Source organism: Vibrio sp. 1180_3 (assembly GCF_029478545.1).
GTDB lineage: Bacteria > Pseudomonadota > Gammaproteobacteria > Enterobacterales > Vibrionaceae > Vibrio > Vibrio aestuarianus.
In genome coordinates this window covers 18,792-39,657 of record NZ_SJFM01000002.1, presented here as the reverse complement: position 1 = coordinate 39,657, position 20,866 = coordinate 18,792, and the positions used below count along the sequence as shown (strand labels likewise).

Annotated in this window: 16 protein-coding genes; 14 read left to right on the top strand and 2 right to left on the bottom strand. The window is 46.0% G+C overall.

The window, feature by feature from the left end:
• Positions 1-121 precede the first annotated feature (121 nt).
• The 8 genes from pyrB (at position 122) to EYW48_RS01740 (ending at position 8,278) form a co-directional block, all read left to right on the top strand.
• On the top strand, positions 122-1,051 hold the full coding sequence (pyrB, locus tag EYW48_RS01775) for an aspartate carbamoyltransferase (RefSeq protein WP_053309632.1): 930 nt from the start codon (positions 122-124) through the stop codon (positions 1,049-1,051).
• A 15-nt stretch (positions 1,052-1,066) separates the two neighbouring features.
• A complete protein-coding gene (pyrI, locus tag EYW48_RS01770; RefSeq protein WP_053309633.1) occupies positions 1,067-1,531 on the top strand; it encodes an aspartate carbamoyltransferase regulatory subunit in 465 nt (154 codons plus the stop codon).
• A gap of 478 nt (positions 1,532-2,009) precedes the next feature.
• Positions 2,010-2,468, top strand: coding sequence for an arginine repressor (locus EYW48_RS01765; RefSeq protein ID WP_277431835.1), 459 nt, complete (start codon positions 2,010-2,012; stop codon positions 2,466-2,468).
• A gap of 210 nt (positions 2,469-2,678) precedes the next feature.
• The gene (locus EYW48_RS01760; RefSeq protein WP_277431805.1) at positions 2,679-4,478 is read left to right on the top strand and encodes a protein-disulfide reductase DsbD; all 1,800 of its coding nucleotides are present in this window, start codon (positions 2,679-2,681) and stop codon (positions 4,476-4,478) included.
• A gap of 176 nt (positions 4,479-4,654) precedes the next feature.
• Positions 4,655-5,290, top strand: coding sequence for a response regulator transcription factor (locus EYW48_RS01755; protein ID WP_176246549.1), 636 nt, complete (start codon positions 4,655-4,657; stop codon positions 5,288-5,290).
• A gap of 176 nt (positions 5,291-5,466) precedes the next feature.
• The gene (locus EYW48_RS01750) at positions 5,467-6,090 is read left to right on the top strand and encodes a MarC family protein (RefSeq protein ID WP_053309637.1); all 624 of its coding nucleotides are present in this window, start codon (positions 5,467-5,469) and stop codon (positions 6,088-6,090) included.
• A gap of 205 nt (positions 6,091-6,295) precedes the next feature.
• Positions 6,296-6,562 carry a DUF4212 domain-containing protein gene (locus EYW48_RS01745; RefSeq protein WP_053309638.1) on the top strand — a complete coding sequence of 89 codons (267 nt, stop codon included), beginning with the start codon at positions 6,296-6,298 and terminating at the stop codon, positions 6,560-6,562.
• Between the two features lie 12 nt (positions 6,563-6,574).
• A complete protein-coding gene (locus EYW48_RS01740; protein ID WP_277431804.1) occupies positions 6,575-8,278 on the top strand; it encodes a sodium:solute symporter family protein in 1,704 nt (567 codons plus the stop codon).
• Between the two features lie 118 nt (positions 8,279-8,396).
• Here the strand turns inward: EYW48_RS01740 and EYW48_RS01735 are convergent, their stop codons facing one another.
• Both EYW48_RS01735 and EYW48_RS01730 read right to left on the bottom strand, forming a co-directional pair.
• Entirely contained in the window at positions 8,397-11,831 is a 3,435-nt protein-coding gene (locus EYW48_RS01735) for a PAS domain-containing hybrid sensor histidine kinase/response regulator (protein WP_277431803.1), read from the bottom strand.
• A 159-nt stretch (positions 11,832-11,990) separates the two neighbouring features.
• Complete coding sequence (locus tag EYW48_RS01730; RefSeq protein ID WP_277431802.1) at positions 11,991-13,178, bottom strand: 3-phenylpropionate MFS transporter; 1,188 nt, start codon at positions 13,176-13,178, stop codon at positions 11,991-11,993.
• Between the two features lie 210 nt (positions 13,179-13,388).
• Between EYW48_RS01730 and EYW48_RS01725 the strand changes: the two genes are divergently transcribed.
• The 6 genes from EYW48_RS01725 (at position 13,389) to accC (ending at position 20,791) form a co-directional block, all read left to right on the top strand.
• Complete coding sequence (locus EYW48_RS01725) at positions 13,389-15,215, top strand: DUF294 nucleotidyltransferase-like domain-containing protein (protein ID WP_274699290.1); 1,827 nt, start codon at positions 13,389-13,391, stop codon at positions 15,213-15,215.
• A 13-nt stretch (positions 15,216-15,228) separates the two neighbouring features.
• Positions 15,229-15,861: a 3'-5' exonuclease gene (locus tag EYW48_RS01720; protein WP_171980186.1), complete on the top strand. Its 633-nt coding sequence runs from the start codon at positions 15,229-15,231 to the stop codon at positions 15,859-15,861.
• 224 nt (positions 15,862-16,085) lie between these two features.
• Positions 16,086-18,035, top strand: coding sequence for an acetate--CoA ligase (gene acs, locus EYW48_RS01715; RefSeq protein WP_176246558.1), 1,950 nt, complete (start codon positions 16,086-16,088; stop codon positions 18,033-18,035).
• Between the two features lie 430 nt (positions 18,036-18,465).
• Positions 18,466-18,915, top strand: a complete 450-nt coding sequence (aroQ, locus tag EYW48_RS01710) for a type II 3-dehydroquinate dehydratase (protein WP_053309644.1) — start codon at positions 18,466-18,468, stop codon at positions 18,913-18,915.
• A gap of 58 nt (positions 18,916-18,973) precedes the next feature.
• Positions 18,974-19,429: an acetyl-CoA carboxylase biotin carboxyl carrier protein gene (gene accB / locus EYW48_RS01705; protein ID WP_261917287.1), complete on the top strand. Its 456-nt coding sequence runs from the start codon at positions 18,974-18,976 to the stop codon at positions 19,427-19,429.
• 15 nt (positions 19,430-19,444) lie between these two features.
• The gene (gene accC / locus EYW48_RS01700; RefSeq protein ID WP_277431801.1) at positions 19,445-20,791 is read left to right on the top strand and encodes an acetyl-CoA carboxylase biotin carboxylase subunit; all 1,347 of its coding nucleotides are present in this window, start codon (positions 19,445-19,447) and stop codon (positions 20,789-20,791) included.
• The last annotated feature ends 75 nt before the right edge of the window (positions 20,792-20,866 follow it).

Sequence of the window (20,866 nt, the reverse complement as noted above, 5' to 3'; positions counted from 1 at the left end):
TAGCCGTTTTATTTTTCTGTTTTGATCGTTTTTGAAGCCTCCTATTTTAGGGGGCTTTTTTTTGAGCAAAATTTCTCTTCAACCCTACGCTGAAGAGAATGACATCGAGGGAAGACACGTTATGGCGCATTCGTTATTTAATAAACATATCATCTCCATTCCAGAACTAAGCCGCAAAGAACTGGAACTGATTGTAGATACCGCAACTAGGCTCAAGGCTGAACCGAATCCAGAACTGCTCAAGAATAAAGTGGTAGCAAGCTGCTTCTTCGAACCTTCAACACGAACTCGTTTATCGTTTGAAACCGCGGTGCAACGTTTGGGTGGCACTGTAATTGGGTTTGATAATGGTGGTAACACCTCTCTCGCCAAAAAAGGCGAAACCTTGGCCGACTCAGTACAAGTCATTTCTTCTTATGTTGATGCGTTTGTGATGCGTCATCCACAAGAAGGGGCTGCTCGTTTAGCATCTGAATTTTCCAACGGTGTCCCAGTGGTCAACGGTGGTGACGGTGCAAACCAGCACCCAACACAAACCTTGCTCGATCTGTTCTCTATTTACGAAACACAAGGCACACTCGACAATCTAAACGTCGCATTCGTTGGTGATTTAAAATATGGCCGCACCGTACACTCTTTGACTCAGGCATTATCAAAATTCAACAACGTGCGCTTTTTCTTTATCGCACCAGAAGTGCTCGCCATGCCAGATTACATCTGTGAAGAACTCAGTGAGGCAGGCATTCGCTTTAGTACCCACAGTAACATTGAAGAAGTCGTAGCGGAGCTGGATGTGCTTTATATGACTCGCGTACAAAAAGAACGTTTTGATGAGTCTGAATACGCACACATGAAATCAGCGTACATCCTAACCACTGACACCCTCAAAGAAGCGCGTGATAATTTGAAAGTACTACACCCACTGCCACGTGTTGATGAAATTACTACCGACGTCGATAAAACACCTTACGCCTACTACTTCCAACAAGCCGAAAACGGTGTCTACGCGCGTGAAGCGCTACTGGCTCTCGTCCTAAACCCAAACCTATAAGCAGGAGACAATATCATGGTAAAAGAAACCCAATTGCAAGTTGAAGCGATTCGTAACGGTAGCGTAATTGACCATATTCCTGCCAACCTTGGGATCAAAATTCTCTCTTTGTTTAAGTTAAATGAAACTAATCAGCGTGTGACCATTGGCCTCAACTTACCTTCTTCAGCACAAGGTCATAAAGACCTAATTAAGATTGAAAACGTCTATTTAAGTAAAGAGCAAGCCAACCAATTAGCACTTTATGCACCGAAAGCAACCGTCAACCAAATTGAAGAATACAAAGTGGTGAACAAACTGACTTTGACACTACCAGAACGAATTGATGGGGTATTCAGTTGCCCAAATAGTAACTGCATTTCACACGGTGAACCTGTCGCAAGCCGCTTTAAAGTGCAGAGCAAACAGGAAAGTGTCCAGCTTAAATGCCACTACTGCGAGAAAGTTTTCTCTCGTGAGATCATGACCGAACATCGTTAATTCCACATACTTACCCAACGCATGCCAAGTGCGTTGGGTTCTCCGCTCACATCATTCATTTCACAATGAATAATCTTCCATAAAAACCAGATAAAACACCAACCAACCACCTAAATACCAGTTTATTATTTGGTGATCCCTAGCAACAATAAGATAATTTATTAATGATACTCTACCAGCATAATGTGGTATTCATTTAATGAATAGGAATAATCACGGTCAGTTTCACTCAGATATACCCCTAAAAAATTTGCACTTACAAATACGCAAATCAATACCGCTGCCATGTTAAGTAATAAGGGGATAACGAGTTTATTTTTTCAACCGTGACACACTACTGCACACAAAACGAATGATATGAACTCACACTCTATGGCTTTGGGAGTGTGCTGGCATGGTAAGGATCACCAACACCCTCAGACGCTATTGCGCGTATAGAAAGGAACAGCCCGTGAATAGAAAAATTCCCCACGGTGCAATGCAAACCGATGACAAAACATTAGCTGCCGCTTGCAAAAAACTGTTACAGCAGCAGAGTTTCTCAAATCAAAATGAGCTTCGACTTAAATTGGTCGAACTAGGCTATGAAGGGATCAGTCAATCCACAGTTTCACGCTTACTCTCCCAGCTGGGTGTAGTAAAAGTGCAAAATGCGTGTGGCAAAAAAGTGTACTGCATTACCGTAGAAACTGCGCCGGTTCGAGTTGAATCCTCTATCTCATCGCAAATTGAATTTATCACCCATAACCAATCGATGGTGGTTGTAAAAACTCACCCCGGTAGCGCGCAATTAGTTGCACGGTTGGTCGACATTGATCCTCACACAGAAATTTTAGGTACCGTAGGAGGCAACGACACGGTATTAATTATCCCTAAAGACACCAACAATATTGATGCCTGTGAAACGGTAGTAAAAGCACGCCTTGGTATGCGTTAAATCGAATGCAATCAACAGCCAACAGCGAATAACCCCATTTTTTGAAGATGGGGTATTTACTGTTTTTAATTTCAATAAATTAAAAATCATCCCATCTCCGTCAGTGCTTACTGAATCAGCAAAACATTTACGGTTTGATGAAACTTATTCCACCTACAATCGGTCTGATTGGGTTAAGATGCCTCTAACCTTGTGAAGACTCGACTTTTTATGCGCTCATTCTTTTCATTTTTACTACTCGGTTTATTGACCCTTTCTCAACCCGCATTAGCCGTGTTTGGTAACGACAACCCATTTGACAATAGCAATACCATTAGCCTTGCTTCGTCTAATAATCAATTTGTTCCAGTTGATAAAGCTTTCCCATTTAATGCTTATCAGCAGGGAAACCAAGTCTTCATTGATTGGCAGGTAAAAGAAGGTTATTACCTGTACCAAGACCGTATCAGTATCAGCGGAGAAAACGCGACTGTCGGCAAAATCGATATGGTCGATGGTCAGCCTTATCACGATGAGTTTTTCGGTGATGTAAAGATCTACACTCAGCCTCTGTTTGTGAATGTAGCGCTTGATAATGTGCAGACCAATGGCAAGCTAATGGTGCAATATCAAGGTTGTGCAAAAGCTGGCTTTTGCTACCCACCAGAAACTCGGGTAGTTGATCTGCAAGCGATTGCCAGCACCAATATTGCACCACCAGCAGCATCGAAACCTCAACCAATTTCGACAACAAAAACAACAACTCCTACCACAGAGCAAGATAGCCTCGCCTCTAGCTTGGCAGATAACTGGTGGACGCCATTACTGTTTTTAGCGCTTGGGGTTGGCCTTGCTTTTACACCATGCGTATTGCCTATGTACCCAATTTTGACCAGTATTGTGTTGGGTGGCGGTAAACTTTCCCATCGCCGTGCGCTCGGTTTATCGTTTATTTATGTGCAAGGTATGGCTTTAACCTATACCTTGCTCGGCCTTGTTGTCGCTTCAGCTGGTTTACAATTTCAAGCGGCGATGCAACATCCTTATGTGTTGATTGGCCTCAGTGCCTTGTTTGTATTACTCGCCCTTTCGATGTTTGGTCTTTACACCATTCAACTTCCAAGTGGCATACAAACCTGGCTCAATAACCTCAGTAATAAACAGCAAGGTGGAAACAGTGCCGGTGTATTCGCTATGGGTGCTATTTCGGGTTTAGTTTGCTCACCCTGCACTACCGCACCGCTATCGGGTGCATTGCTGTATGTGGCTCAAAGTGGTGACTTACTCACTGGTGGTGTTGCACTGTATGCATTAGCGATGGGGATGGGAATCCCACTAATGCTAGTGGCCGTATTTGGTAACAAACTACTGCCCAAAGCTGGCGGCTGGATGGATAAAGTCAAAACACTGTTCGGCTTTATATTGCTTGCAGCTCCGATATTTTTGCTTGAACGCCTACTACCAGAATTCTGGTCAACAGCGCTGTGGTCAGCGCTAGGTATCGTCGCTTTTGGCTGGCTTTATCATTGCAAAAACACCCTGCCTTTTGGCGGTTGGAAACAGAGTGTTATCGGCATTATTGCGGTGCTTGGGCTATTTGCTTCTGCGCAACCTGCGCTTGATATATGGTTTGGACATGATCAGCAAACTAGCCAACAGCAACCCAGTATTGAGTTTATTCGCATCAATAATGTGTCTGAACTAAACCTGCAACTGAGCCAAGCAAAAATGGCGGGCAAACCCGTCATGCTCGACTTCTACGCCGACTGGTGTGTGGCGTGCAAAGAATTTGAGAAGTACACCTTCCACCAACAAGAGGTGGAACAAAAGCTACAGCACTTTGTGTTATTGCAAGCTGACGTGACCAACAACCAACCTCAAGATATTGAGCTACTAAAAACAATGGGAGTGCTCGGCTTACCAACGATTGAGTTTTGGAACGCACAGGGTGAAGCACTTCCAAGTGCTCGAATTACTGGTTTTATGCGCGCTGATCGCTTTTTAACGCATCTCGCTGACCACCAACTTTAAACGAAACGTTAGCCTTGCTAGCCGCTCGTTTGAAGACCAAAACAAACGAGCGGTAAATATTCATTCTGTCGCAGATAAAAGTGGATAAGGTTCAGACTTTTAAAGCATAACGATTGTTCAATAAGCCATCGCGGACAATAATCTATTTAACGAAATTGTTAAAAGTGTAAAACGTCATGGATTCGACCTACACCATCATTATTGCTGACGACCACCCATTATTCCGCAATGCTCTGTTTCAATCCGTGCATATGGCGATAAGTGGCGCCAATCTACTCGAAGCTGACTCGCTTGATGCACTGCTCGCCTTGCTTGAGAAAGAGCCAGAACCAGACTTGCTACTACTGGATCTAAAAATGCCGGGAGCCAACGGTATGTCGGGGCTGATTCATTTAAGAGCCGAATACCCAGATTTACCGATTGTGGTTGTCTCTGCCAGTGAAGAATCCTCCGTGGTATCACAAGTAAAAAGCCACGGCGCTTTTGGCTTCATTCCTAAATCAACTGATATGCGCGCCCTGATTAACGCCTTAAATCAGGTATTAGCTGGTGACCCATTCTTCCCTGAAGGCTTAATTACCAATAAAGCCGCGTGTAATGATTTGGCCGAAAAATTAGCCGCCCTTACGCCTCAGCAATATAAAGTGCTGGGTATGCTATCTGACGGCTTGCTAAATAAGCAGATCGCTTATGAACTGCATGTTTCAGAAGCCACCATCAAAGCGCACATGACCGCTATTTTCCGTAAGTTGGGGGTAAAAAACCGTACTCAAGCGGTTATTTTGTTACAACAGATGGAAACTGAGCAATAAGACTAACAAAGGGCTAACACGCCCCTTAGATTGCTCGCTATACTGAGGCTCATCATTATTTTGATGTTATGACCATCGGCTGCATTTTGCAGCCGTATTTATCCCTCTGTTTCACGTACTCAAACCCAATGATTTTATAGTCATTGCTTGAGGCCCAACTCTGGGAGGCATCTCTGTTGCTAAGTATCCTTGTTACTCAATTCGTCGTTTTATGGGCAGTCATCGACCCTATAGGTTCTGTGCCTGTTTATCTTTCGCAAACACAACATTTAACCCCTAAACAAAGGCGGTTAGTGGCATTAAAAGCTATCGCAATTTCAGCTGGGGTACTGCTGTTTTTCCTAGCCGTAGGGCAAATGTTGCTCGAAGCGATGCAAATTCCCCTCCCTGCTTTTCAAGCTGCTGGTGGACTAGTACTGCTTTTGTTCGCTCTCACCATGATTTTTGGTGAAAGCAAACCGGAACAAGAACAAAAGCTGATGAAAGAGATGAGCCGCTCGGAACTGGCAAATCTTGCCGTTTATCCGCTGGCTATTCCATCGATAGCCTCACCCGGAGCCATGATGGCTATCGTCTTACTGACCGATAATCATCGATATTCTTTTGCTGATCAAAGCATTACAGCCGCTGTCATGCTCGTCGTTCTAATCATCACTTTATTGCTTCTACTCGGTGCGACCACCATTCAGCGCTTAATTGGCAATGTAGGAGCTGCAATCATCAGTCGTGTCATGGGCCTGATCCTTGCCGCGGTAGCGGTTAATAATTTATTGCTCGGCATTAAAGATTTTTATTTCTAACCTTAGACCTTAGACTAAGTTAACAAAACGTTAACATTGAGATTTTCACCTTATCTACCACTAAGCGCCCATTTTACGGGCGCTTTTTGTTTTCCAACGCCCGACTAAAGTTGCACAGATCTGTTGATTTTTCGCTGCTATCTTAAGCATGTAACATTACGTTAACACGATAAATATCACCATATGCAAACGGAAGGAGAAGGCCATGTCGTTCGAATCTACAGAACACGCGCAAGCCTACTGGAAGGAAAACTTAGGAATAATGGGATCACTCTTAGCGGTGTGGTTCTTGGTATCGTATGGAGCTGGCGTTTTATTTGTCGATGCGCTCAATACGATTCATTTAGGCGGTTTTAAATTAGGATTCTGGTTCGCACAACAAGGGTCAATCTACACCTTTGTTGCCTTAATCTTTATTTACGTTGCGCGCATGAATGCGCTCGACAAGAAATATAACGTACAGGAAGACTAAGAGGTTTTAGAAATGGATATTCAAACTTGGACGTTTATTCTTGTCGGTATTACGTTCGCACTTTATATCGGCATCGCAATTTGGGCTCGCGCAGGATCCACCAGTGAATTCTACGTTGCAGGAGGCGGTGTTCACCCTGTTGCTAACGGCATGGCAACCGCTGCAGACTGGATGTCGGCAGCATCGTTTATCTCTATGGCAGGTATCATTTCATTCGTCGGTTACGACGGTGCGGTGTACTTGATGGGTTGGACGGGCGGCTATGTATTACTGGCGCTTTGTTTAGCACCTTACCTCCGTAAATTTGGTCAATTCACCGTGCCAGATTTCATTGGCGAACGTTACTACTCAAAAACCGCGCGCATGGTTGCGGTGTTCTGTGCCATCTTTATCTCCTTCACTTATGTAGCAGGTCAAATGCGTGGTGTGGGTGTGGTGTTCTCTCGCTTCCTTGAAGTAGACATCAACATGGGGATCATCATCGGTATGGGTATTGTGTTCTTCTACGCAGTACTTGGCGGCATGAAAGGCATCACTTATACGCAGGTTGCTCAATTCTGTGTACTCATTTTCGCTTTCCTTGTGCCAGCTATCTTTACCTCGATTATGATGACAGGTAACCCGTTCCCACAAATTGGTATGGGTTCGACCATCACCGGATCAGATGTGTACTTACTCGATAAACTGGACGGTCTGACGCAAGAGCTTGGCTTTACCGCGTACACCGAAGGTAATAAGAGCATGGTCGATGTGTTCTTTATCTGTGCAGCACTTATGGTTGGTACAGCAGGTCTACCGCACGTTATTATTCGCTTCTTTACTGTACCAAAAGTACGCGATGCACGTATCTCTGCAGGTTGGGCGCTACTCTTTATTTCACTACTTTACACCACGGCACCAGGCGTAGCGGCATTTGCTCGCGTCAACATGATCGACACTATTAACGGTCCAGACATGCAAGGTGTACCGGGTGAAGAAGCACCAAGCTGGTACAAAAACTGGGAAAGCACAGGTCTTGTCGGTTGGGAAGATAAGAACGGCGATGGCAGAATGTTCTATTCTGGCGATGAACGTAACGAGATGAAAATCAACCGTGACATCATTGTATTAGCATCACCAGAGCTTGCAAAACTACCGAACTGGGTTGTGGGCTTACTGGCAGCTGGTGGCTTAGCAGCGGCACTATCAACTGCGGCTGGTCTATTGTTGGTTATCTCAACATCCATTTCGCATGATTTGCTGAAGAAAGGCATTAAACCTGATATGACCGACAAACAAGAGCTCTTGGCTGCGCGTCTTGCAGCGGTAGTCGCCATTGTTGGTGCAGGTTACTTGGGTATTAACCCCCCCGGCTTCGTAGCTCAGGTGGTGGCATTTGCCTTCGGCTTGGCAGCCGCCTCCTTCTTCCCTGCCATCATTCTAGGTATCTTCTATAAGAAGATGAACAAAGAAGGGGCGATTGCAGGTATGTTGGCTGGCATTGCTTTCACTGCGGCTTACATCATCAACTTCAAGTTTATCAACCCAGCGGCCAGCACTCCGGACAACTGGCTATTCGGTATCAGTCCAGAAGGAATTGGTACGCTAGGTATGTGTTTGAACTTCGTAGTCTCGATTGTGGTCAATAAGTTCACCGCAGAAGTGCCAACAGAAGTACAAGATATGGTTGAGTCTATCCGCTTCCCTAAAGGTGCAGGCCAAGCTCACGACCATTAATCACGAACACTGACGAGTTCAATTGTAGGGATTAGCTCTGAAGTACAAATAATGTTGATAACAATAAAGCCGATGCTCTGCATCGGCTTTTTGTATTATATCGCTACGATTGGCATCATTAGCTCACGCGATTCAATACCGCTCGCAATTTCAGTGGCTTAACAGGTTTAGGGATAAAACTAAATCCGTTTGATTTAATGCCTTCCAGCATATCATCGGTGCGATCCGCGCTGATGATAACGCCTTCAAAACAGTCGCCTAGTCGCAAGCGACACTGCTGCAACACTTCTAAGCCAGTGCGCCCATTATCTAAACGGTAATCCGATAAAATCACGTCTGGAACCCAGTTATCTTCCAATGCTTTTAAGCTTTGCATCAAATCAACGGCGACCTTAACATCACATCCCCACCTTGCTAGTAAATCTTCCATTCCCACTAAAATATCGGGTTCGTTATCCACGCACAATACGCGCAAATGATTGAGATCTGATTGAGCTTGTTGTACGAACGGCACTTCTGGTTGTTGCTCTGCGGGCTCAGATTTATCCAGAGTGATCGAAAATACGCTCCCTTTGCCAGCCCAAGAGCGCATTGAAATTTGATGACCAAGCACATGAGCAATCCCTTTCGAGATCGCTAACCCCAAACCAAGACCTTGATCAGAGCGTACCTGGCTACCACGGTTGAACTCTTCAAAAATTTCCTGCTGTTTATCTTCTTCTATACCGATCCCGTTGTCCCACACATCAATCCGTACTCGGCCTTCAACTCGTCGCACTCCAAGCAGCACTTTGCCGCGTGGGTTATAACGAAAAGCATTGGTGAGAAAGTTTTGTATGACTCGGCGTAGTAATTTCGGATCAGACATCACGTAGAGTGACGATGGGATCAAGGTAAAATCAATCCCCTGCTGCTTAGCTAGCGCACTGAACTCAGCATTAAGATTGGCAAGCACGTCGTTAATTGCAAAACTATGACGGTGAGTATCAAGCTTACCGGACTCCAAACGAGAGATATCCAGCAAGTCACCAATCAAATCCTCCGCCGCTTCGAGCGAGCTTTCGATGTAACCGGCTAACTTTTTCTCTTCAGCCTCTTTCGCTACCTCCGCCAAAGAGGAAGCAAATAAACGTGCCGCATTAAGAGGCTGCATTAAATCATGGCTGACAGCCGCTAAAAAACGCGACTTGGATTGCGACTCTTGTTCAGATTTTTGGGTTGCGGTAACCAACCGTTTATTGAGCGCTTCTAGCTCTTGAGTACGTTCATGAACTCGCTCTTCTAGCGTCTCATTGGCTTCTTTGAGTGCTTGTTCTGCATCGCGGAATACAGTGATGTCGGTAAAGCTCATCACAAAACCTCCACCGGGCATCGGGTTGCCTTGCACTTCGATCACTCGTCCATCAGGGCGGATACGTGATGAGGTATGACGCGAACCCTGCTCAAGGTAATAAACACGACGCCGCACATGTTCTTCAGGATCCCCCGGACCACACAAACCTTGTTGTGCATTGTGCCGAATAACATCCGCTATTGGCCGCCCGACTTGGATAAGCCCAGCCGGAAATTCAAACAGCTCTAAATAACGTTGATTCCATGCCACCAGCCGTAGCTGTTTATCAACCACCGCAATTCCTTGACCAATATGTTCTATCGCCCCTTGGAGCAAGCCGCGACTAAAGTCGTACAGCTCGGATGCTTCATCGACGATTGTGGCGACTTCTTCCAACTGCATATTGCGACCTTGCAGGGCCGAAGTGAGCACTAACTTGGCTGACGATGCACCAAAAACACCAGCCAGCACCCTTTCGGTATGACGAATTAAAGTCGATGGTGCTTGTTGATTTGGCAGCATGGTTTCACGTTGCAAACTCCAATATTGCCGAAAAGCAGTGCGTACGCGCGTTCGTCCGACAAAACGTGAGGCCAGCATTTCAAGCTCAGCCACCGTAACGCGGCTTTGGTACAAGCTGATATTTTCACTCTCTGGTAGTGGCGTACCGACAAATGCCGCCGATTGTAAGCGCTCACTTAGGCTCGGGCGAGTGAGTGATGACACCACGACATAGCACAGAGTATTTAGCGCTACACTGAGCACCATCCCCCAATCTGAATTCGCAAGCCCCCACGAACTCAACGCTTCAGGAGGGGTGATCAGCCACAATAAAAAGTTACTCTGCGCGTCTCCGGCCAGCATGTCGGTTTGAGTCATTAAGGTGATGATCCACAGGGTAAACCCTACCGCAAGGCCAACATAAACCCCTTTACGATTGCCCTCTCGCCAATACATACCGCCAACCAATGCTGGGGCAAATTGTGCAATCGCTGCAAATGATAGAAAGCCAATCGCCGACAATGAGCGAATAGAGTCCAACGCTTGATAAAAGCCCCATGCGCCAAATAGCAGCAGCAAGATTAACGCTCGGCGAATAATCAGCAACAAACCAGAGAAATGACGATAATTACGCTGAGTTAAGCGCATACGCCGAAGAAGTAACGGCATCACCAAGTCGTTAGAAACCATAATGGCTAAGGCAATCGTCGATACAATGACCATACCACTCGCCGCTGAAGTACCTCCGACAAAGGCCAACAACGCAATATTTTCAGCGCCAACAGAAATCGGCACGCTGATCACATAAGTATCTGCCGGACTGCCACTGAGTAGACTCTGACCGACCCAAGCGATGGGCAGGACAAATAGCCCCATCAAAATCAAATACAAGGGGAACAACCAACGCGCGGTATGTAGATCTTGTGCACGCTCATTTTCCACCACCATAGTATGAAACTGACGCGGTAGACAGATGATAGCCATCATGGTGAGCAGGGTGTGGATCAGCAGTGTTGGCCAATTCGGTGCTTGGTAGGTTTGCTCTGCAATCGTTTGTAAATCAACACTATCCCGTTGCCAAGCTAAATAGACGATGAATACTCCAACCGCTAGAAAGGCGAATAATTTAACGATCGACTCAAAGGCGATGGCCATCATCATACCGCGGTGATGCTCCGTATTGTCGATATGACGCGTGCCAAACAGCATGGTAAATACCGCCAATGCAGCGACCACAAACCATGATACGTGATAATCCTGATAACCAAATTGTTCGGCCAAATTGGGCGCAACAATATTGAGCCCCATAGTGATCCCACGCAGCTGCAACGCGATATAGGGCAAAATGCCGACCACGGCAATAAGGGTAATGGCAACCGCTAATCCTTGCGATTTGCCATAACGAGCACCGATAAAATCAGCAATAGAGGTAATGTGTTCACGCTTGGCAATAAGAATCAAACGGGCAAGCATGCGCCAGCCCAATGTAAAAACTAAAATAGGCGCAATATAAATAGGCAGAAATGACCAAGGGTTATTGCTTGCTTGACCGACCGTGCCGTAGAAAGTCCAAGAAGTACAGTACACCGCAATCGATAGGCTATAGATCCACGGTCGCCATTTCGCCAACCACTTGGTTTGCCGATCACCGTACCAAGCGACAAGAAACAGTACACCTAGGTAAGCGAGTGAAACAGGAACAACGATCCATCCTTGCATTCGATATCCTTATCTATCCCCTTCCTACTTGAAGCTGCAGCGATGTTGACTACATTCGCTCCCCCCAATCACACGGTTTATCTATGCTCATGGGGATGAACTCACTTGCCGCCTACCTGCAACTTCAAGTGGTTTGGGTATAATCTCTGTCTGTTGAGGTTAATTCTGTGCTTCAGGCTCCGCTTTCAGACCCTGATTTTTCACTATCGATTGGGCTGGTTCCACTTTGATGAACAATGCCAACACGCCCATCAATGCCATTGCCCAAAATACGTTCGCGCCCCAGTTCTCATAACCCCACCCACTCAAGGTGGTCATCAAGGCGATAAATGCACCCAGTGGAATTGCGTTATACAACGCCTGCAAAGCCACCATTTTATTTTGCGGCGCATGTTGAATATATTGAATAGCAGCAATATGTGCCATTGCGAAAGTAACCCCATGCAATAGCTGGATAGCCGCCAATGCAATGATAGCCGTTGTCGAAGCCATCAAGCCCCACCGCGCAATAACACCGATAGCTGCCGCCACAAATAAGGCGCGTAATGACCAACCTGAAAATAAACGCTTGCTCAAAGCAAACACAGCCACTTCAGCAACCACACCTAAGCTCCACAAATAGCCAATTAACTCTTCAGAGTGGCCTGCACTTTTCCAATAAATAGAACTAAAACTGTAGTAGGCAGCGTGACTTCCTTGAATAAGCGCCACTAACACCAAAAATTTAATCACTGGCCATTCGCGCAGTAATTGGCTCAATTTAGGGCGCTCAGCATGCTCTTCACTGACGGTAACTGGCATTGGATTCGGGTTGCGCAGACTCAGCAGCAGCGACACAAATATCCCCGCCAACGCCGTGTACAGAATCATATCCGTACCGTAACTTGCCACAAGTAGACCAACTACCGTTGAACCTCCAATAAACGCGACCGATCCCCACAAGCGCGTACGGCCATAATCCAACATTTGTAGACGAGCATAGTAGTTCGCCATTGCATCTGACAACGGTATTGCAGGGCCACAACAGAGGTTAAATAACACGGTGGCTAACGCCATCAACCAGAAACTACCGCCGGTAAAGAAGTGGAAACCTATAAATAACAGCGCCGCTAAACTTAACCAACGCAATGTTGGCAACAAGTGCTCTACCTTATGAATACGCGGCGTGATGACAAGGTTCGCCACACAACGAGTCGCAAAACCTATACCGATGAGTAGGCCAATATCCGTTGCTGATACGCCTTGGTTTTCAAACCACAGCGCCCAAAAAGGGAGGTAAACGCCATAGGCAAAAAAGAAACCAATAAAATATTGAGATATCCAGCCATGCGGCGAGGGATTTAACATGATTCATCCTGAAAGAGAGAAAAGAAAACTGACGTATTATGCAGTGTGTTGATAGTTGTAAAAAGGGAATATTACGCAATGCTATGTTTCCCTATTCGCCATCATCACTTTAATGCATGCAAAACCACCAGCCTTAGACCAAAGTCGTCTGGAGCTCGTGAGGATTTCAGCCACACTTAGATAGAGATTTTTTGTGAGTGAACATCCGCTATGCCTGATAAATTTAACATGCAGTCGCCCCCATTTGACCGCCTGACACAGCAACAGCAAAACCACCTTCGTGCTTCACTCGACGTGGCGTATTTTCGCACCAAAGAGGTACTGTTGCATTGCGAAAAACCAAGCCAACATTTACATATTTTGATCAAGGGCGCGGTTGAAGAACGTTCAAAAGATGGCAAAGAGATCTTCGCTCATTACGCCAACGACGACATGTTCGATGTGCGAGCCCTATTTGATGAGCAGACCAAGCACCAGTACGTGGCATTAGAAGACACTTTAAGCTATCTGCTGCCTAAAGCGATCTTTCTCGAACTGTATAATGAAAATGGTCAGTTCGCGGCCTATTTTGATAACAACCTAGCGAAACGACAAGAACTGATCGAAGTCGCTCAACAGCAAAAAAACCTCGCCGAATTTATTCTAACTAAGGTTGATGACTCCATTTACCACCCACCGATGATTTTAAGCCCAGAGCAACCGATTAATGAAGTAACTCAGCAGCTTAAAGATAACGGTGTTGATTCAGCCTTAGTACGTTTAGAAGACAGTGATGTGCGCCTAATCGATGCTCCTCATGTACACCCTTACGCGATTGTAACTCGCACCAACATGCTGCATGCGGTAATGCTCGACAACCACCCACTCGATACTCCGGTGGGTAAAATCGCCACCTTCCCAGTACTGCATGTCGACGATGGTGATTTTCTGTTTAATGCGATGGTCGCCATGACGCGCAACCGCATTAAACGCGTGATGGTCTGTGATGGCAACCAAGCTGTCGGCATGTTGGATATGACCCAAATACTCAGCGCGTTTTCTACTCATTCACACGTTTTGAGCCTGAGTATTGCACGCGCTACCACTGTCGAAGAGTTAGCACTCGCTTCAAACAAACAGCGGCAATTGGTCGAAAGTTTAATCAACAATGGTATTCGTACTCGCTTTATCATGGAGCTCATTTCCGCAGTCAACGAGCAGATCATCGAAAAAGCGTTCCATTTAGTGGTGCCGCCCGCACTGCATGACCACTGCTGCTTGATTGTACTTGGCTCTGAAGGTCGAGGGGAACAAATCCTCAAAACAGATCAAGACAATGCCTTAATCATCAAAGATGGTTTGCAGTGGCACCAATGCGAAATGGTGATGAATACGCTCACTCACACCTTGCAACAACTGGGTTACCCATTGTGCCCCGGCAATGTCATGGTTAACAATCCTAAGTGGGTTAAAAGCCAAAGCGAATGGAAACAGACGCTCACGCACTGGGTCAAAGCCGCCAAACCCGAGCAAGTAATGGATATCGCGATCATGGCCGATGCCCACGCTGTCGCGGGTAATACCACCCTACTAGCCCCCATTAAACAGCATTTAAGTCATTTGATGGCCGGCCAAGAGTTGATCCTCACCGAGTTCACACGCCCTGCGCTCAGCTTTTCTGTACCACTAACCTTGTTTGGTAACGTAAAACACTCCAAAACGGGTTTAGACATCAAGCAAGGTGGCATTTTTCCGATTGTACACGGGGTGCGAGCGCTCAGCCTTGAACATGAAATTTCTGAAAACAACACGTTTGAGCGTATTGAAGCGTTAGTCAAACACAAAGTGTTGGAAAAACAGACCGCCGACAACCTCACCGAAGCCCTCAAACAGTTTTTTAAACTGCGTTTAGCCCAACAACTGAGTAATCAACACAGCACCAATAAACTTGATATCAAACAGCTTGAACGAACCGAGCGAGACTTATTACGACACAGTTTACATGTGGTGAAAAAATTCAAGCAATGGCTTGGTTATCACTATCAAATTCGCGAATAGTGAGGATAAACGATTGAATTGGTTTACACGCCAGTACTGGTTTCACAAGTTGAAAGGCTCCCCCTATCAGCCACTATTTAGCACACCGATGCTGGGTGAGTATGTATCACTCGACTGTGAAACCACCAGCCTTGACCCTAACCGTGCGGAACTCGTGACGATTGCCGCGACGAAAATCATCGACAATCGCATTCTCACCAGTCAACCATTTGAGGTCCGATTACGAGCACCGCAATCGCTTGATTCTGGCTCAGTCAAAATTCATAAAATTCGCCATCAAGACTTAGTCGATGGTATTGGTGAGCAAGAGGCTATCACTCGCCTGCTAACTTTTATCGGCAACCGCCCATTAGTGGGTTATCACATTCGCTACGACAAAAAAATTCTCGACCTAGCATGTCGCAGGCACCTAGGCTTTCCATTACCTAATGCATTAATAGAAGTGAGTCAGATCTATCACGACAAGCTGGAAAAAATGCTGCCCAATGCCTACATCGACTTGAGCCTTGACGCCATTTGTCGTCACCTTGATCTTCCTATGCAGGATAAGCATGACGCTCTGCAAGATGCCATTGCCGCCGCATTGGTGTTTGTACGCTTAACCAAGGGTGAACTGCCACCATTCGTTGCTCCAAACCGCCATTAGTTTTAAACCCTTTCATGCCATAGCAAGCCTGTTCCGGCAGCAACCCCGCTCGCAAATTTAAACATAAGTTTCTATTTTTTATACAAAAGCCGCTCACTCATCCTAAAGTCTAATTGTAGAAAAACGCTGACTGGCTGACAGTTAGAGGCATACAGATTTTCCAAACCGCTCTGTTTACATCAAGCAACAAGGAAAATTGAGTGAATTCACAAGGAGAAGAAGCAATGAGTGAAGCCCACGTTTATCCGGTAAAAGAGAATATCAAAGCACAGACCCACGCGGATAATGACACTTACCTAGCGATGTACCAACAATCAGTGACTGATCCAGAAGGTTTCTGGAGTGAACACGGCAAGATTGTGGATTGGATTAAGCCATTCACCAAAGTGAAGCACACCTCTTTCGATACCGGTCATGTGGACATTCGTTGGTTCGAAGATGGCACATTAAATGTGTCTGCCAACTGTATTGATCGCCACCTAGCCTCGCGCGGTGATGAAGTCGCTATTATCTGGGAAGGTGATGACCCTGCCGACGATAAAACCCTGACTTTCAACCAGCTACATCTGGAAGTGTGTCGCTTCTCTAACGCCCTAAAAGAACAGGGCGTACGCAAAGGCGATGTGGTTTGTCTTTATATGCCAATGGTTCCAGAAGCAGCAGTTGCAATGCTGGCCTGTACTCGCATTGGTGCTGTTCATACTGTGGTATTCGGTGGTTTCTCTCCTGAAGCGTTGTCAGGGCGCATTATCGATTCAGATTCCAAAGTAGTCATCACCGCTGATGAAGGCGTTCGTGGTGGCCGCGCCGTTCCATTGAAGAAAAATGTCGATGAAGCGCTGACCAACCCTGAAGTGAAAACTATCAGCAAAGTCATCGTTCTTAAACGTACCGGTGGCGATATTGATTGGCATGATCACCGTGATGTATGGTGGCACGAAGCGACAGCGAAAGTCTCTGACCACTGTCCACCAGAAGAGATGAAAGCAGAAGACCCGCTATTTATTCTTTATACTTCTGGCTCAACTGGTAAACCCAAAGGTGTATTGCATACCACTGGTGGCTATCTTGTTTACGCTGCCATGACCTTCAAATATGTCTTTGACTACCAACAAGGGGAAACCTTCTGGTGTACCGCTGATGTGGGTTGGATCACTGGCCACACTTATTTGGTTTATGGACCACTGGCTAATGGCGCCAAAACGATTCTGTTTGAAGGGGTTCCAAACTACCCAGACACCAACCGTATGAGTCAGGTCGTCGACAAACATCAAGTTAACATTCTATATACCGCACCGACAGCCATTCGCGCTTTAATGGCCAAAGGTAACGAAGCAGTTAAAGATACCTCACGCACCAGCTTACGTATTATGGGGTCAGTGGGTGAGCCAATTAACCCAGAAGCGTGGGAGTGGTATTACAAAACCATCGGTAACGAGAATTCTCCTATTGTCGATACATGGTGGCAAACCGAAACTGGTGGCATTTTGATCTCACCACTACCGGGCGCAACTGCGCTAAAACCAGGCTCAGCAACTCGTCCTTTCTTTGGTGTTCAACCTGCGTTGGTCGATAACATGGGTAATATCATTGAAGGTGCTGCCGAAGGTAACTTAGTAATTTTGGACTCATGGCCGGGGCAAATGCGTACCGTTTATGGGGATCACGAGCGCTTTGAGCAAACTTACTTCTCAACCTTCAGAGGCATGTACTTCACCAGTGATGGCGCTCGTCGTGATGAAGATGGCTACTACTGGATCACCGGTCGTGTCGATGACGTATTGAACGTATCCGGACACCGTATGGGTACTGCGGAGATTGAATCGGCACTGGTCGCGTTTGATAAAATTGCTGAAGCGGCGATTGTGGGTGTACCACATGATATTAAAGGCCAAGCGATTTATGCTTATATCACTTTAAATGATGGAGTATACCCAAGCGCTGAGCTGCACAAAGAAGTGAAAGATTGGGTGCGCAAAGAAATTGGCCCAATCGCCACTCCAGATGTACTGCACTGGACCGACTCTTTACCAAAAACACGTTCAGGCAAAATCATGCGCCGTATTTTACGCAAAATTGCAACTGGAGATACCAGCAACCTCGGTGATACCTCTACCCTAGCCGATCCAAGCGTGGTCGATAAGTTGATTGCTGAAAAAGCTGAAATCGCTTAGTTGAAGCCAACAATCCACCTATAGCCAAACGACTTGAAGTTGCAGGTAGGCGGCAAGTGAGTGACCCATGAACATAGATAAGCCATGTGATTGAGGTGAGCAAACGTAGCCAACCCCGCTGCAACTTCTAATAGGAAAGGAATAAAATAGGTTAAGTTATCAAGCCGTCACAACTGTGGCGGCTTTTTCTATTCATCAAATTATTCTCACAATGATTAAATGGTTAATTCTTATTCTGTTAACTCGGTTACAAAATTAAATGGGCAAACTATCTGATAAGACCAGTAAATTGCTGCCATTTGCGCTGAATTAGCTATAATCTGGGGCAATTTCTTAAATACAGGGAATTTTTTACGAAAAATTTACTCTTATATTAAGATTATATGGGAATATTGATATTCTTTTCACGATATAGGGAGATGTCTACACAATGACTGCAAAATCTCGCATTCTAGTCTTAAATGGTCCAAACCTTAATCTGTTAGGGCTGCGTGAGCCTGCGCACTATGGGTCGAACACATTAACGCAAATTGTCGAGACATTACGCGAACAAGCGCAAAAAGCAGACATTGAATTAGAGCATCTTCAATCGAACCGTGAATATGAATTGATTGAAGCGATCCACGATGCTTATGGCAAGGTCGACTTCATCATTATTAACCCTGCGGCGTTTACGCATACCAGTGTTGCACTGCGAGATGCGCTATTGGGAGTCGCCATCCCATTTATTGAAGTGCACTTATCTAACGTTCACGCACGTGAAGCGTTTCGCCACCACTCATACTTGTCCGATAAAGCACAAGGGGTGATTTGTGGTTTAGGTGCCCAAGGTTATGAATTCGCTTTGTCGGCAGCAATTAACGCATTGCAGGCAAAGTAAACAAACACTCTGCAGCCCGCTAGGGCTGTCTTATTCACAAGATAAAGAGAAAGAAAAGATGGATATTCGTAAAATCAAGAAGCTTATCGAACTGGTAGAAGAATCTGGCATTTCTGAATTAGAAATCTCTGAAGGTGAAGAATCAGTACGCATCAGCCGCAACGCAGCTCCTGCTCAAATGGCTCCAGTACATTACGCTGCAGCACCTGCGCCAGTTGCAGCACCAGCTGCTGCGCCTGTAGCACCGGCAGCTGAAGCGGCCGCGCCTGCTGTAGTAACTGGTCACCAAGTGCTTTCTCCAATGGTAGGTACTTTCTACCGTTCTCCAAGTCCAGACTCAAAAGCATTCGTTGAAGTTGGTCAATCTGTTTCTGTAGGCGACACTTTATGTATCGTTGAAGCGATGAAAATGATGAACCAAATCGAAGCGGACAAGTCAGGCGTGGTGACTGCCATTCTACTTGAAGATGGCCAGAACGTTGAATTCGACCAACCACTTGTTGTTATCGAGTAATCGAGGTTTCCTCTTATGTTAGACAAATTAGTCATCGCGAACCGAGGTGAAATTGCACTTCGTATTCTTCGCGCATGTAAAGAACTCGGTATCAAAACCGTTGCCGTTCACTCAACGGCTGACCGCGATCTAAAACACGTACTGCTTGCAGATGAAACCGTGTGTATTGGTCCTGCTCGTGGTATCGATAGCTACCTAAATATTCCTCGCATTATTTCTGCCGCAGAAGTCACAGGCGCGGTAGCGATTCACCCAGGGTACGGCTTCTTATCTGAAAACGCAGACTTTGCTGAACAAGTAGAGCGCTCTGGTTTCATTTTTGTAGGTCCAAAAGCCGATACAATCCGCATGATGGGCGACAAAGTATCCGCTATCAATGCGATGAAAAAAGCAGGCGTACCATGCGTTCCGGGTTCTGATGGCCCACTTGACGGTGACGATGCAAAAAATAAAGCACACGCGAAACGTATCGGCTACCCAGTGATCATCAAAGCCTCTGGTGGCGGTGGCGGTCGTGGTATGCGTGTGGTTCGCTCTGAAGGTGAATTGATTCAAGCTATTGCTATGACTCGCGCTGAAGCAAAAGCGGCTTTTAACAACGATGTGGTTTACATGGAAAAATTCCTTGAAAACCCACGTCACGTTGAAGTACAAATCATTGCTGATGGCCAAGGCGGTGCAATCCATCTAGGTGAACGTGACTGCTCAATGCAGCGTCGTCACCAAAAAGTGGTGGAAGAAGCTCCAGCTCCAGGTATCACTGAAGAGATGCGCAAATACATCGGTGAACGTTGTACTCGTGCTTGTATCGAAATCGGCTACCGTGGTGCTGGTACTTTTGAATTCTTGTACGAAAACGGTGAGTTCTACTTCATTGAAATGAATACTCGTATTCAGGTAGAGCACCCAGTAACAGAAATGGTAACTGGCGTTGACCTTATCAAAGAGCAGCTTCGTGTTGCCGCAGGCCAACCACTGTCATTCACCCAAGATGATATTAAGATTCGTGGCCATGCTATCGAGTGTCGTATCAATGCTGAAGATCCAGTGCGCTTCCTACCTTCACCGGGTAAAATTGAACACTTCCACGCGCCGGGCGGCATGGGTGTTCGTTGGGAATCACACATTTATGCGGGCTACACCGTACCATCGCATTACGATTCAATGATTGGTAAGCTGATCACTTACGGTGAAAACCGTGACGTAGCGATTGCGCGCATGAAGAATGCACTCAATGAAATGATTGTCGATGGCATCAAAACCAATATCACGCTTCAGCAGTCGATCATGCAAGACGAAAACTTCCAACACGGTGGTGCCAACATCCACTACCTAGAGAAGAAGCTTGGTCTGCAACACTAATCTCGTATAGCGAAATTCCAAATGCTCACTTCGGTGAGCATTTTTGTTTTCGGCAGCCGAGTAACTTTCTGCTAA

Excerpts from the sequence above, each read along its gene's own strand:
- pyrB (WP_053309632.1), top strand. The coding sequence starts at position 122 with ATGGCGCATTCGTTATTTAATAAACATATCATCTCCATTCCAGAACTA.
- EYW48_RS01730 (WP_277431802.1), bottom strand. The coding sequence starts at position 13,178 with ATGTTAAATCCCTCGCCGCATGGCTGGATATCTCAATATTTTATTGGT.
- EYW48_RS01760 (WP_277431805.1), top strand. The coding sequence starts at position 2,679 with ATGCGCTCATTCTTTTCATTTTTACTACTCGGTTTATTGACCCTTTCT.
- pyrI (WP_053309633.1), top strand. The coding sequence starts at position 1,067 with ATGGTAAAAGAAACCCAATTGCAAGTTGAAGCGATTCGTAACGGTAGC.
- EYW48_RS01740 (WP_277431804.1), top strand. The coding sequence starts at position 6,575 with ATGGATATTCAAACTTGGACGTTTATTCTTGTCGGTATTACGTTCGCA.
- EYW48_RS01745 (WP_053309638.1), top strand. The coding sequence starts at position 6,296 with ATGTCGTTCGAATCTACAGAACACGCGCAAGCCTACTGGAAGGAAAAC.
- aroQ (WP_053309644.1), top strand. The coding sequence starts at position 18,466 with ATGACTGCAAAATCTCGCATTCTAGTCTTAAATGGTCCAAACCTTAAT.
- EYW48_RS01725 (WP_274699290.1), top strand. The coding sequence starts at position 13,389 with ATGCCTGATAAATTTAACATGCAGTCGCCCCCATTTGACCGCCTGACA.
- EYW48_RS01755 (WP_176246549.1), top strand. The coding sequence starts at position 4,655 with ATGGATTCGACCTACACCATCATTATTGCTGACGACCACCCATTATTC.
- accB (WP_261917287.1), top strand. The coding sequence starts at position 18,974 with ATGGATATTCGTAAAATCAAGAAGCTTATCGAACTGGTAGAAGAATCT.
- EYW48_RS01765 (WP_277431835.1), top strand. The coding sequence starts at position 2,010 with ATGCAAACCGATGACAAAACATTAGCTGCCGCTTGCAAAAAACTGTTA.
- accC (WP_277431801.1), top strand. The coding sequence starts at position 19,445 with ATGTTAGACAAATTAGTCATCGCGAACCGAGGTGAAATTGCACTTCGT.
- EYW48_RS01735 (WP_277431803.1), bottom strand. The coding sequence starts at position 11,831 with ATGCAAGGATGGATCGTTGTTCCTGTTTCACTCGCTTACCTAGGTGTA.
- acs (WP_176246558.1), top strand. The coding sequence starts at position 16,086 with ATGAGTGAAGCCCACGTTTATCCGGTAAAAGAGAATATCAAAGCACAG.